This is a genomic window from Nocardia macrotermitis, assembly GCF_009604405.1.
Taxonomy (GTDB): domain Bacteria; phylum Actinomycetota; class Actinomycetes; order Mycobacteriales; family Mycobacteriaceae; genus Nocardia; species Nocardia macrotermitis.
Window position 1 is genome coordinate 348,617 of sequence record NZ_WEGK01000004.1, and the last position, 13,426, is coordinate 362,042.

The window sequence follows — 13,426 nt, forward strand, 5'->3', positions numbered from 1 at the left end:
CGGCCCCGCACACACGGGTTCCGCAGACGGACGGGCCGCTGGATATCCGCCACAGCGCAGCCCGTCCGACAACAGTTGATCAGTACAGAATCAGCAGCTCAGCCCTGCCCGGACTCAGCCCCGAGCTCAGTCGGTTCAGCCGAAGTCAGTCCCGACCCCACTCAGCCCCGACCGAACTCAGCCCTGCCGAAGTCAGTCCCAGCCGAATTCAGCCCGGCCGGAATCAGTCCCGACCCAAACTCAGTCCCGACCGAAGTCGGCCCCGCCCGAAGTCAGTCCCGACCGAAATCAGTCCGACCGAAATCAGCCCCGACCTGACTCAGCCCCAGCCGAATTCAGCCCGACCGAAATCAGTCCTGGCCCAACTGAACCCAAGCCTGACCGGGCTAGGATTCGCTGTCGGGCTTGGCCTCATCCGTCGACGCGGCCCCGTCAGCAGACGCGGTCTCATCCGTCGATGCGGTCTCATCAGCCGACGCCGTTTCGTCTGTCGACACGGTCTCGGTAGCCGATTCCGGTTCGGCCTCGGTCTCGGCCGACGACTCGGCAGCGACCTCCGGTTCCGCAGCGGGCGCAGCCTCCGCTTCTGGCGCGGCTTCGGGCGCGGCCTCTGCCTCGGGAGCGGCCTCCGGCGCGGCTTCCGCCTCGGGAGCAGCCCCCTCCGCCCCCGGTTGCTCCGGGATGGCGTTCTTCAAAGCCGCTGCGCCCTTACCGATTTGGTCGGAGTACTTGCCGCCGGTCTTCTCGTCGATGAAACCGCCGGCCTTGTCCACGGCTTCGTGAATCTTGTCGGCGTTCTCGGCAGCAACATCCCTCCCCTTGCCGATCAAGCCCTTCAGAGTGTCCATCAGACTCATGCGCCCCGCTCCTTGTCATCGGATTTATCGCTGGTCAGCCCACATCTTCCCACCAGTGCACCTGCGGCGATAGCGCATTGGCATCGATACGTTGCCCCGGCAACGGAACCGATACCTGCGTGCCGGCCGCGCGCGCGGAGGCGACCAGCCGACGTACCGGCTCCGACCAGCCGTGGAAGGCCAGATTGAAGGTGGCCCAGTGAATCGGGACGATCAGGCCGTGGCCGGAATCTCCGCGACACACATCGGCGTGTGCGCGCACTGCCTCCTCGGGATTCATGTGCACATCGGGCCAGTGCACGTCGTACGCGCCGATCGGCAGCAGCGTCAGATCGAACGGGCCCAGCGTCTCGCCGATCTCCGCGAATGCCTTGGTATAACCGGTATCTCCGCCGAAGTAGACGCGCCGCGTCGGCCCGGCGATGGCCCACGACGCCCACAGCGTCGTATTGCGCACCAGCCCGCGCCCGGAGAAGTGTCGCGCCTCGGTGCACGTCACGACCAGTTCACCCGGCTGCCCGCCGCCGACCGGTTCGGACAGGGAAAACGAAGCGCCCCAATCCAATTCGACGATCCGCGCCTCGGGCACATCCCACATGCGCAGATGCGCGCCGATCCCGATCGGCACCACGAACGGCGCGTCCTGACCCGCCACCAACGCGGTCACCGTATCGCGATCGAGATGGTCGTAGTGATCGTGCGAGATGACGATCGCGTCCACCGGCGGCAGCTCCGACAGCGGCGCCGGCACCGGATGCAACCGGGTCGGCCCCACGATCGCCGACGGCGAAACCCGTTCGCTCCATACGGGATCGGTGAGAATCCGGTACCCGTCGACCTCGAGCAGCGTCGAGGCGTGCCCGTACCAGGTGAGCGCCAGCGCACCGGCCCGCTCGGGCACATCCGGTGTGGCCAACGGGATCCGGCCCGCCGGACGCCCCACCCCGCGCCGGGTCAGCGCCGAGAACATCAGCGACACACCGGATCCCGGCGCCAGCTGGGCGCTGGGCTCGGTGTTGTAGAACTGCCGGTTGCGGTATCGTGCCGACCGCGCGGCCACCGGCGCGATCGCCGACACCGACGCGCCCATCGCCGCGGGCATCTCCCACACCGCGCGCGCGACCCAGCTCAGCCCGACCGCGCCCGCCACCCCGAGGGTGGTGCGGCGCAGGATGGTGGTGAAGGTACTCATCAGTGCCCCTCGAATTTCGCCGGTCGCTTTTCCTGCCGAGCCAATCGGGCCTCCTGGGCATCGTTGCTGGTCCAGGCCGCCTCGAGGGCGTCACGCTGGGCCGGGGACTGCGGGTCGCGGGTGCCGTCGTCGTTGAGCGCGAGCTTGAGGTGACGCAGCGACAGCGGGGCCAGTTCGGCGATCGACTTGGCCCAGCCCTGCGCGTCGGACAGCGTGCCGATCCGGTTCGCGAAGCCGAAAGTGTATGCGTCCGTGGCGGATACGGTGTCCAGGCCGAGCAGGATGCTGCGCGCCGGACCGCCGCCGATGATCGAGGCCAACCGGCGCACGGTCCAACGGTCAACGGAGACACCGATTTTCGCGGCCGGAATGCCGATGTAGGCGTCGGCGGCCATGACCCGCAGATCCGCGGCCAGCGCCAGCTGCACACCGCCGCCGAGCGCGGGACCGTTGAGCGCGGCGATCACCGGCACCGGCACCGACTCGATCGCGGACAGCATGCCCATCAGCCCGTCCAGGAAGCTTTCCGAGTACACGCCGTTCAGATCGGCGCCGGCACTGAACACCGTGCCCTGCCCCGTGAGGATGATCACCCGGGCGTCCGCCGCGGCGGTGACCACGGCCTCGCGCAACCGCCCCACCAATTCCTCGTTGAGCGCGTTGCGGCGCTCGGGACGCTGTAATTCGATGGTGACGACGTCACCATCGCGACTCACTGCGAGCAAAGGGGGCCTCCCCGATTCGTGCGGTACTGGGCTGGACGCGCGTCGTCGCTCCTCGGACAACCTTCACTGTATGCGTCGCGCGATCACCCGGCCGCACCCGACGCACTCCGCGGTAGCCCCGGGAACCGTCGCGGTACTGTGGCGGCTGTGACCGCACCCGATGTCGACATCCTGGTGATCGGCGCCGGACAGGCCGGACTGTCCGCCGGATATCACCTGCAACGCCTCGGATTGCGCCCCGAACAGGACTTTCTCATCGTCGACCATGCCCCGGGTCCCGGCGGCGCCTGGCAGTTCCGCTGGCCCTCGCTCACCCTCACCACCGTGAACGGCGTGCACGACCTCCCGGGAATGGCATTTACCGAGGTGCTGCGCCCCGGCTCCGACCAGGCCCCCGCCGCCACCGCCGTCCCCGAGTACTACGCCCGCTACGAACAACGCTTCGACCTGCGCGTCCACCGCCCCACCACGGTCCGCGTCGTCTGCGACCGCGCCACCCCCACCACCTGCCCCACCGAATCCGTCGACGGCCTCCTGCACGCCGAAACCGTTCCGGGCACACCCGGCAGCTCAGGCAGCGCGACGACGAATGGATCGGGCGAACGCCGCACCGGCCGAATCGACGTCCCCGGCGCGGCGTCCGGCGCAGCCGAATCGGTAAGCACCACTGGATATTCCGATGATTCATCGGGCAAACGCCTCACCGGCCGAATCGACGTCCCCGGCGCGGCGTCCGGCGCAGCCGAATCGGTAAGCACCGCTGGATATTCCGATAATTCAGCAGAACAGACGCATCGCACACCCGGCCGCCCGGCCGAATACGACACGGCGACAGACGATTCCGATGCGACTCGAGCGCGGCACGCGACGATGGCCAGCACCGAACATCGAGTTCTCGAATTATCCGATAGCGCAACCATTTTCGATCCCCCGGCGACATTGCGGGTGCGGGGCCTGATCAATGCGACCGGGACCTGGGAGAAGCCGTTCGTTCCGTACTACCCGGACGCGGGGACGTTCGCCGGACGACAGTTGCACGCGCACGACTACCGGAATGCCGAGGAGTTCGCGGGTCGGCATGTGGTGGTCGTGGGGGCCGGAATCTCGGCGGTGCAGCTGCTCGACGAGATATCGCGCGTGACCACGACGACCTGGACCTCACGGACCGAACCCCGTTGGCGCACCGACGAATTCAGCCGCGACGCCGGTCGGCGCGCGGTGGCGATGGTCGAGGATCGGGTGCGGCGCGGGCTGCCGCCGCGCTCGGTGGTGTCGGTGACGGGGCTGCCGGTCACCGACCGGATCCGGGCCGCCCGCGCCCGCGGCGTCATGGATTGGCATCCGATGTTCAGCCGGATCGAACCCGACGGCGTGCGCTGGGCCGACGGCACTCCGCAACCCGCCGACGTGATCCTGTGGGCCACCGGATTCCGCAGTGCGCTCGATCATCTCGCGCCACTGCGGCTGCGCGGACCCGGCGGCGGCATCACCATGACCGGTCGGCTCGCCACCCAGGTCGCCGCCGACCCGCGCATCCACCTGCTCGGCTACGGGCCGTCCGCCAGCACCATCGGCGCGAATCGCGCGGGCCGCGCCGCTGCGGTCGAACTCACCGAGCATCTCGGCCTGCGCCGCGTCTGATCGCGCGGCCAGTGCTCAGGCTTCCAGGCCGACGCTGAAAGTCGCCGGATCCGGACCGAGTCGGCTGCCGATGTCCAGGGCCGAAACGAGTTGCATCTGATCGGAATTCAGCTCGAAGGAGAACACGTCGAAGTTCTCCGCGATCCGGGACGGCGTCACCGACTTGGGAATCACCACATTGCCCAGTTGCAGATGCCAGCGGATGATGACCTGTGCGGGAGTGCGGCCGAGTTCGGTGGCGATCGCGGCGATCGTCGGATCCTTCAGTTCCGAACCCTGCCCGAGCGGGGCCCACGCCTCGGTCGCGATGCCGTGTTCGGCGTGGAAAGCGCGCAGTTCCGGCTGCGCGAGACTGGGATGCAGCTCGACCTGATTCAGCACCGGCGTCTCACCCGTCTCGGCGATCAGCCGCTCCAGATGTTCGCGGGTGAAGTTGGACACACCGATCGAGCCGACCCGGCCCTGCGCCTTGATCTCCCGCATCGCCCGGAAGGTGTCCACGTACCGATCGGCCGCGGCCACCGGCCAGTGGATGAGGTACAGATCCAGATAATCCATGCCCAGCTCGGCCATCGTGGTGTCGAAGGCGCGCAGCGTGGAGTCGTAGCCCTGCTCGGAATTCCACAGCTTGCTGGTGAGGTAGACCTCGTCGCGGTCCAGGCCGGATTTGCGCACCGCCTCGCCCACTCCGGCCTCGTTTGCGTACACGGCGGCGGTGTCGATGCTGCGGTATCCGGCCTCGAGAGCCGTGCTGACCGCCGCGGACGCCTCGTCCGAGGGAACCTGGAAAACGCCGAAGCCGAGCCTCGGTATCACGGACCCGTCGTTCAGGACGATCGAGGGGACGGCGCTGGCCTCGCTGCGATAGGTCACAATTCGACCGTAGAAGCGGTTCGTCCAGCCGTCAACGAGCACCCGGAGCGTGTCACTCAGCGCAGGCCCAGGCGGCGGTACCGACGTTGCCGGGCGAGGACGAGTTCGTCCGGGGAGCGGTCGCCCAGCCCGGCCAGTTCGGTGGCGATCGCGCGCACCATGCGGCGGGCGAATTCGATCGGTTCGTCCGCGGCGTCCGGACGTTCGGGCACGAGGCGATCCACCACGCCGTCGGCCAGCAGTTCGGCCGCGCGGATGCGTTGCGCGGCGGCGAGGGCGGGCGCGTGCTCGGTATCGCGAAAGACTATGGCGCTGGCCCCTTCCGGCGGCAGCGGCGCGAGCCAGGCGTGCGTCGCGGCCAGCACCCGATCGGCCGGGAGCAGCGCCAGCGCGCCACCACCGCTGCCCTGCCCCAGCAGTACCGAGACGGTCGGCGTCTCGAGGGTGATGAGATCGGCCAGGCAGCGGGCGATTTCGGGCGCGAGCCCGCGTTCCTCGGCCTCGCGCGAGAGGGCCGCACCGGCGGTATCGATCACCAGCACCAGCGGCAACCGTAGTTCGGCGGCCAGCTGCATACTGCGGCGCGCCTCCCGTAATGCGGCCGGGCCCATGGTGTTCTCGCCGGTCTGCCCCGCGCGATCGTGCCCGAACAGCACACACGGTTGTCCACGCAGCCGGGCCAGGGCCAGTACGACGGTCCGGTCCGACTCGCCTTGTCCGGTGCCGCTCAACGGAACTCGGTCCGTCACATGACGCAGCAGCTCGCGAATCCCCGGCCGATCCGGGCGGCGGGAGATCAGGACCGAATCCCAGGCACTCGCCTTTGCATCCGAATCAGACTGTCCGGCAACCCGATCCACCGGCGGCAGGTCCGCAGACCAATCCGACCGACGCGGAGCCCTATCCTCAACTCGCCGGTCTACACCAGAATCATATTGTCCCACAGAGTTTTCCGAACGACCCGATCCGGCAGGTTCGGCAACTTCGACCCGCCCGGACGGATCCGTATCCGAAATCGACTGCACCGGAACACTGTTCACAACATTCAACACCCGATGCACGATCCGCCGGAACACCCTCACCGGCACCACACCGTCGATAACCCCACTGCGATAAAGATTCTCGGCCGTCTGCACACCTTCGGGAAACGGCCGCCCGTACAGCGCCCGATACACCCGCGGCCCCAGGAATCCGATCAACGCACCCGGTTCAGCAAAAGTCATGTGCCCCAACGAACCCCACGACGCGAACACCCCGCCCATGGTGGGATCCCGCAGATACACCAGATACGGAAATCCGGCCGCCTTGTGCATCGTGACGGCCCCGGCGATCTTGACCATCTGCACGAAAGCCACCGTGCCCTCCTGCATCCGGGTCCCACCCGAGGTCGGCGAGGCCACCAGCGGCAACCCGAGTTCGGTCGCCCGCTCCACCGCCAGCACGATCCGTTCCGCCGCCGCCACCCCGATCGATCCCGCGAGAAACCCGAATTCACAAGCGATCACGGCCACCCGCCGCCCCCGCAACCGCCCCTCCCCGGTCACCACCGACTCGTCCACCCCCGACCGCCCCGCGGCCACCCGCAACTCCTCGCGATACTCCGGCCCCGCCGCAACCTCGACCGGCATCCGATCCCAACTCACGAACGAACCCGGATCAACCAACTCCCCCAACAGTTCTCGCGCAGAAGTCACTGTATTTTCTGCCTCCACTCCGCTGTATTTTTGGCCTCCGCTTCGCTCCGGCGGGGTCGGGGCCCGGCGAAGGCTCGATTCTTCCCTCCTCCGCTCCTCCGCTGTGTCTTCTGCCTCCGCTCCGCTCCGGCGGGGTCGGGGCCCGGCGAAGGCTCGATTCTTCCCTCCTCCGCTCCTCCGCTTCGCTCCCCCGCTCCGTCAGTCCAGAATCGAGCCGGGCCCCGACCCTTGCAGTCGGCGTTATCCGGAGCTGGCGGAACTGGCTGACCTCGGGGTCGGCGTTATCGATGGCTGACGGAACCGGGTGACCTGATCGAGCTGTCGCGTTGAAGTCAGGTTGTCGCGTTAAGCATATGTTCGCGGAGGTGTGAGCAACCCGCTACACGGCGTTCGCGACGCCGCGAGCTAATGGAACGCACCGATGCCACGATCGCACCACCCACCGAGACACGAACGGCCGCACCCTCGCCCGGGATACGCGACGTATCCGATCCGCCCACCCACTCGGATCGAACCGTGCGCAACCTCGGCAAGGGTGCGACCGATAGAGCACCCCGTGACGCCGGAACACGCCGCGGAGTACCGACAGCACTCCACCCGGCAGGGCTGACCGGCCCCGCCCCGACGTGCTCAGTAACCCTGCACGACCTTGCGCAGCGCGTACTCGGTGACCGAGACCAGCGCCTGCTTCACCGGCTCCCGCCGGCGCGCGTCGATCGACATGATCGGCACGTCCGCCGGGACGGCCAGCGCCTGCCGGATGTCCTCGGTCGGATACCTGGGCGCATCGTCGAACTCGTTGATGGCCACCAGGAACGGCAGGCTGCGCGCCTCGAAATAATCGACGGCGGCGAAGCTGTCCTCCAGCCGGCGGGTGTCGACCAACACCACGGCGCCGATGGCGCCGCGGATCAGGTCGTCCCACATGAACCAGAAGCGGTACTGGCCCGGAGTACCGAACAGGTAGAGCACCAGGTCGTCGGCGAGGCTGATCCTGCCGAAGTCCATGGCCACCGTGGTGGTGTTCTTGGTCGGCACGGCGGCCAGGCTGTCGACCCCGACACTGGCATTGGTCACCAATGCCTCGGTGCGCAACGGAACGATCTCCGAAACCGCACCGACCAGGGTCGTCTTGCCCACACCGAAACCGCCCGCGACCACGATCTTCGCCGAGGTAGGTTTGCTGGTGCGGGTATCGACCTGGGCCGTCGAATCAAATACGCCGGAGTCCACTAAGAACCCTTTCGATCAGCTCGCGACGTTCATCGTCGCTGGAGTCGTCCTTCAATGTCGCCGAGACTCGTACATGTCCGGCCTCGATGAGATCGGCAACGAGAACACGTGCCACCCCGATCGGGATACCCAGCCGGGCAGCCAATTCGGCAACCGATGGCGACTCCCTGCACAACTCCACGATTGACGTCTCGATATTGGTGAGTTCGAACTGCCGCTCGAAGGCGACCGCTTGCGCTGCGACGAGGGCCTCCAACGCCAACTCGACCGTCGGCCGCGTGCGGCCGGCGGTCAGTGAGTACGGGCGTACGAGGCTCGGCTCGGCGCTCCCCACGCGCTGGTTGTCTATGTCCATCCCACCATCAGGAACCCATCGTGACGCGAGGCGTCGCCTGAACCGTCTGGCCCACCCGCTCGACCAACAGCGCCATCTCGTAGCCGACCTGGCCGATGTCGCACGACGTGTTGGTCAGCACGGCCAGGTACGACCCGTCGCCGACGGCCATCAGCAATAGGTAGCCGTGTTCCATCTCGACCACCGACTGCAGAACTGTGCCGCCCTCGAACAGGTTCGACACACCGACCGAGAGGCTGGCCAGCCCCGCGGTCACCGCGGATAGCTGCTCGGCACGGTCGACGGGCAACTGGGCGCTCGCGGCCATCAACAGACCGTCCGCCGAAACCAGCACGGCATGAGCGACGCCAGGAACCTCGTTGGCGAAGTTCGAAACCAGCCAGTCCAGCTGACGGTTCGTACCACCTAGATCGGGGTTCATCGGTCTCCTTTATCTCCGGTAAGGTTCATTGCCTTCATTGCGCGGCCATCCCGGACGCCCTGCTGGTGACGACTCAGACTTGACCTGATGGACTCGGGGTCACGGTTACTCTGTACCCGCTCGGCCTTGCCACCGACACCACCGGGAACGAGCCGGTTACCCGGATCGCGTTGCGGCAGTCCGGATGCGGTGCGCTTCTCCGAGGGTGCTTCGACCGCCCGGCGGGCGGCCTCCCAGCCCTCGTCGCCCGGCGACTCGAAGGCGGCAGCCACCTCGGACCGATCCGAATTCGGATCCGCCAGCCAGGCCGACATCATCTCCGCGAAGATCGGACTGTCCGCCATCGACGACTGGGTGTCCTCGGTGGGCTGCAACCGCGTCTGGAAGAACGCGGCCGTCTTCTGCGGGTTGGACTTGAAGCTGTGGCGACCGCGTTCGCGGCCCTCGCCCAGGTCCTCCCCCTTGTCTGTGTGCTCGGCCGAACGATCCGCGGGCGGCAGGCTCAGGCCGGGTGTGGGCAGCGGCCGGGGCGGCAGTTCGGCGCCGGGCTTGCGCCGCGGCAGACCGGTTATACCCGAATCCCGCTGCGAGGGCTCCTTTTCCGCCGAATCCCGCTGCGGCAGGCCGGGCGCGGCCGGACCGCGCCGGGGCAGACCGTTACCGATCGAATCACGTTGCGGCAGATCACCTGTCAACGGATCCCGCTTGGGCAGGTCGCCGGACAGGGCGTCCCGCTTGGGCAGCTCGCCGGACAGGGCATCGCGCTTGGGCAGGTCACCGGCGAGCGACTGGGGCAGATCCCCGGTCAGCGGGTCGCGCTTGGGCAGATCGCCGGTGAGCGGATCCCGCTTCGGCAGGCCGTTACCGTCCCGCAGCGGCAGACCGCTGCCGGTGTTCCCGCGCTGCGGCAGACCGTTCTCGCGTTGCGGCAGACCACCTTCGCGCGGCGGCAGACCGTTGCCCTCGCGTTCGGGCAGGCCGTTCCCGGCCGGGCCGCGTTGCGGCAGACCGTCACCCGCGGCATCCCGCTGCGGCAGACCACCCGGGCCACGCTGCGGCAACCCGTTCGCACCCGGCTGACGTCGCGGCAGACCGTTGGCGCCGGGCTCCCGCTGCGGCAGACCACCCTCGCGCGGCGGCAACCCACCGGCGGACGAATCACGTTGCGGCAGACCACCATCACGCGGCGGCGGGGCGTTGTTCGCGGCGTCACGCTGCGGGAGATCACCGGTCAGCGGATCCCGCTTCGGCAGGCCGACACCCGGCGTATCCCGCTGCGGCGCAGCCGAATCCCGCTGCGGCAGAGCGGAATCGCGCTGGGGCGGACCGTCACTCGCGGCGTCACGCTGCGGCAGGCCACCCGGACCACGCTGCGGCAGCCCGTTCCCGGACGAATCCCGTTGCGGCAGACCGTTACCCGCGGCATCTCGCTGCGGCAGACCGTCGCCACCGCGCTGCGGCAGACCACCGGGCCCACGCTTGGGCATCCCGTTGGCGCCGGGCTCACGCTGCGGCAGACCACCGGGTCCGGGCTGGCGGTTCGCAGCCGGACGATCCTGCGGTCCCGGCGGCGGCGTCGGCCCACCCGGCAGATCCGGTCCGGCCGGACCACCGCGACGCGGCAGCCCACCGGCGCCCGGCCCGCGCGGCGGCAGCGCACCCGGCCCGCCCTGCGGCGGCACGCCACCCGGACCGGCCGGTGCGCCGTTCCCGCCACGCTGACGCTGCGGCAACCCGCCGGGACGCGGCTGACCCGCGGCCCCCGGCTGTCGCTTGAGCATGTTCGCGGCCAGGTTGGCCTGCGGTTGTACGAGTCCGCCACCGGTGTTCGGCCGCTGCGACAGATTCGCGCCGGGCTGCGCGCTCGGCTGCTGCGGACCGTTGGCGCCGGGCTCACGCTGCGGCAGCCCCGGAGCACCCTCGACGGTGGTGCGCCGCACGGTCGGACCATCGGTCCCCGGCTGACGCTGCGGCAGCCCACCCGGTGTCGCACTCCCCGGCTGACGCTGCGGCAACCCACCGGGGGTGGCCCCCGGCGTCGCGCTCCCCGGCTGACGTTGCGGGAGTCCGATACTCGGCGCGACCGCCGTCGCGGCGGGCGGCGTCGCCCCGATGACGCCCTCCGCCGAGATACCGTCCTCGGCATCCTCGGCGTCGGCCGAAACCGCCCCGGGCACACCGGGATCCACAGTAACCATCATGTTGCCGCTCGGCGTGCGGGTGACCGCGCGCGTCTGCATGGTGGCCGGGTTCGGCTGCACCGGAATCGGCTGCGACGGAGTCGCGACCTGCGGTGAAGCCTGCGTCGGCACCGAGATCGTGCCACCCACCGGCGCGACGATGATCGGCTTGGGCAGATGCACCGTGACGGTGACGCCCGGATCCCGCGCGGTGTCGAACGTCGGCCGCAGCCGCACGGTCAGTCCGTGCCGCTCGGCGAGCCGGCCGACCACGAACAGACCCATGTGCCGCGCGGTGTCCGGCCCGACCTCGGCGACGGTCTCCAACCGGCGGTTGATGTCGGCCATCTCGGCGGGGGGCATACCGATACCGCGGTCGGCGACCTCGACCAGCAGCCCCTGATCGTGCGCCTGCGCGAAGGTGAACTTGACGTCGGTCTCCGGCGGCGAGGCGCGCAGCGCGTTGTCCAGCAGCTCGGCGAACAGGTGCGCGAGGTCGGAGGCGGCCGGTTCGGTGATGGCGCCGCGCGGGGTGGCGCCCAGCTTCACGCGCTCGTAGTCCTCGACCTCGGAGATGGCCGCACGCAGCACGTCGGCGATCTCGACCGGCGCGGACTTACCGCGACGCTGCCGGGTACCGGCCAGAATCAGCAGGTTGTCGCCGTTGCGTCGCATACGGGCGGCGAGGTGGTCCAGCCGGAACAGGTTCTCCAGCAGGCGCGGGTCCTTCTCGTCGTACTCCATCGCCTCGATGAGCGAGAGCTGATGGTCGACAAGGGATTTCGAGCGTCGGGCCAGGGTCTCGAACATGTCGTTGACCTGGGTACGCATGGACGCCTGATCCGCCGCCAGGCGCAACGCCTGACCGTGGATGTCGTCGACGGCGCGGGCGAGCTGACCGACCTCTTCATCGGTGTGCACCGGCATCGGTTCGAGCGGGACGTCCTCGGGTGACGCGCCGTCACGCAGCCGGGAGACCTCGTGACCGAGGTCGTGCTCGGCCACGCGCAGCGCGGCCAGACGCAGCTTGCGCAGCGGCACGATCATCGACCGCGCGATCAGCACCGCGAGCAGCAAGGCCGCCATGATCGTCAGGATGACGATGACCGCGTACCGGATCGCGCCGATGCGGGCGTCGTCGGCCAGCTGGTTCACGCGCTGGGTGATGTCGCCGGTCGAGCTGTCGACGATGCGCTGGTAGTAGGTCAGGCTGTCCTGGAGGGACTGTTTGAGGTCCGCCACCGGGATCTGTCCGGCCGCGGCGGCCGGGCCGTTGGCCAGTTCGATGCGCTTGTTGACCAGTTTGGTCAGCGCGTCGATCGTCTTGTCGCCGTCCGGGAAGCGGTGCGCCAGCGTCGAGAGCATCTGCCGCTCGGTGTTCGCGGCGATCTGGAAGTCGCGCAGCGCGTTCTTGGAGTCGCCGCGCAGCGCCTCGGAGATGGCCGCGACCTCGGAGACCTCGACCGCACGCGTGTTCAGGGTGTCGACCAAGCGCAGTTTGGCCTGCTCGACCTGCGGGTCGGAGACCGTCGAGGTGATCTGCTCGGTGGTCCGGACGCTGTTCTGCCGGATGCTCTCCTCGTGGTTGACCGCGTCGGGCACCGAGGGCGAGGGCGTGTGGCCGTTCTTCCGGACTTCCTGCGCACCCGCGATCATCTGGTCGAGCGCGGCCCGCCCACCGGGCACGCCGTCCAGGCGCGGTGCGTTCTTCTGGGCCGAGGCGATGGCGTTGTCCAACGCGGTCAGATCGGCGTCCTGGACCAGCGACTGGCCCGGACCGATCTGCGCCATCTGCTCACTGGCCACCGTGGCTTCCGCGCCACTGAGGCCGGTCACCGCCGGGATCGCCCCGACGTGGGTCACCGCGGAATCCTGCCGGCTCGAGTCGCCGAACTGCGCCGCGATCCTGGACGCGCCGAGCACCACCGCAACGAGAAGGGGGACGGCGAGGACCGCCGTAACCTTCCAACGCAGGTCCCAGTTGCTAAGCGCCCAACGCTTGTTGCCGGACCTAGCGGCCTCGCGCATCTTCACTCACTTTCCAAACTGGCCCCAGCCATGCGCCATCAGCGAGCCTCCACGATCGCATGGCTGGACTCGATTGGCACAGCGGGCCGAGATCTGCGGCAGGCCGTGAAATTGCGTCCTTGACGGCCGAAATATGTGACATGCGATTCTAACGGATCAATAACTTCTTGTGTGACCTGTTGCCAACCTCCGCGCATTGACCAGCTTGTTCTGGACAAAATCAAAGG

9 protein-coding genes and 2 pseudogenes are annotated in these 13,426 nt (G+C 68.7%); 2 read left to right on the forward strand and 9 right to left on the reverse strand.

Annotated features, from left to right (window positions below; translation table 11 throughout):
• Positions 1 to 386 precede the first annotated feature (386 nt).
• From NRB20_RS39550 to NRB20_RS11575, 3 genes are read right to left on the reverse strand one after another with little or no spacing between them, the layout of a single operon-like run.
• Complete coding sequence (locus tag NRB20_RS39550) at positions 387 to 857, reverse strand: antitoxin (RefSeq protein WP_153410067.1); 471 nt, start codon at positions 855 to 857, stop codon at positions 387 to 389.
• A 34-nt stretch (positions 858 to 891) separates the two neighbouring features.
• Complete coding sequence (locus NRB20_RS11570; RefSeq protein ID WP_153410068.1) at positions 892 to 2,049, reverse strand: MBL fold metallo-hydrolase; 1,158 nt, start codon at positions 2,047 to 2,049, stop codon at positions 892 to 894.
• Entirely contained in the window at positions 2,049 to 2,774 is a 726-nt protein-coding gene (locus NRB20_RS11575; protein ID WP_153410069.1) for an enoyl-CoA hydratase, read from the reverse strand. The genes NRB20_RS11570 and NRB20_RS11575 overlap by 1 nt, the downstream gene beginning before the upstream one ends.
• 174 nt (positions 2,775 to 2,948) lie before the next feature.
• Between NRB20_RS11575 and NRB20_RS39555 the strand changes: the two are divergent.
• Both NRB20_RS39555 and NRB20_RS39560 read left to right on the forward strand, forming a co-directional pair.
• Positions 2,949 to 3,056: pseudogene (locus NRB20_RS39555) on the forward strand (NAD(P)-binding protein); the annotation flags it as partial.
• 666 nt (positions 3,057 to 3,722) lie between these two features.
• A pseudogene (locus NRB20_RS39560) lies at positions 3,723 to 4,415 on the forward strand (pyridine nucleotide-disulfide oxidoreductase); the annotation flags it as partial.
• A 15-nt stretch (positions 4,416 to 4,430) separates the two neighbouring features.
• Here NRB20_RS39560 and NRB20_RS11590 read toward each other — a convergent pair.
• The 6 genes from NRB20_RS11590 to NRB20_RS11615 all read right to left on the reverse strand — a co-directional run bounded on the left by NRB20_RS11590 (position 4,431) and on the right by NRB20_RS11615 (position 13,199).
• Entirely contained in the window at positions 4,431 to 5,288 is an 858-nt protein-coding gene (locus NRB20_RS11590) for an aldo/keto reductase (protein WP_319944764.1), read from the reverse strand.
• 56 nt (positions 5,289 to 5,344) lie between these two features.
• Entirely contained in the window at positions 5,345 to 6,982 is a 1,638-nt protein-coding gene (locus NRB20_RS11595) for a carboxyl transferase domain-containing protein (protein WP_319944765.1), read from the reverse strand.
• A gap of 630 nt (positions 6,983 to 7,612) precedes the next feature.
• Positions 7,613 to 8,215, reverse strand: a complete 603-nt coding sequence (locus tag NRB20_RS11600; RefSeq protein WP_174435003.1) for a GTP-binding protein — start codon at positions 8,213 to 8,215, stop codon at positions 7,613 to 7,615.
• Positions 8,196 to 8,570, reverse strand: coding sequence for a DUF742 domain-containing protein (locus NRB20_RS11605; RefSeq protein WP_040818858.1), 375 nt, complete (start codon positions 8,568 to 8,570; stop codon positions 8,196 to 8,198). The genes NRB20_RS11600 and NRB20_RS11605 overlap by 20 nt, the downstream gene beginning before the upstream one ends.
• Before the next feature lie 7 nt (positions 8,571 to 8,577).
• Entirely contained in the window at positions 8,578 to 8,991 is a 414-nt protein-coding gene (locus NRB20_RS11610; protein WP_011207200.1) for a roadblock/LC7 domain-containing protein, read from the reverse strand.
• Entirely contained in the window at positions 8,988 to 13,199 is a 4,212-nt protein-coding gene (locus NRB20_RS11615; protein ID WP_153410070.1) for a sensor histidine kinase, read from the reverse strand. Before NRB20_RS11615 ends, NRB20_RS11610 begins: the two co-directional genes overlap by 4 nt.
• Between the last annotated feature and the right edge of the window lie 227 nt (positions 13,200 to 13,426).

What these genes read in the sequence shown, in the direction of transcription:
- NRB20_RS39550 (WP_153410067.1), bottom strand. Translation starts at nt 857, where the DNA reads ATGAGTCTGATGGACACTCTGAAGGGCTTGATCGGCAAGGGGAGGGAT.
- NRB20_RS11570 (WP_153410068.1), bottom strand. Translation starts at nt 2,049, where the DNA reads ATGAGTACCTTCACCACCATCCTGCGCCGCACCACCCTCGGGGTGGCG.
- NRB20_RS11605 (WP_040818858.1), bottom strand. Translation starts at nt 8,570, where the DNA reads ATGGACATAGACAACCAGCGCGTGGGGAGCGCCGAGCCGAGCCTCGTA.
- NRB20_RS11610 (WP_011207200.1), bottom strand. Translation starts at nt 8,991, where the DNA reads ATGAACCCCGATCTAGGTGGTACGAACCGTCAGCTGGACTGGCTGGTT.
- NRB20_RS11615 (WP_153410070.1), bottom strand. Translation starts at nt 13,199, where the DNA reads ATGCGCGAGGCCGCTAGGTCCGGCAACAAGCGTTGGGCGCTTAGCAAC.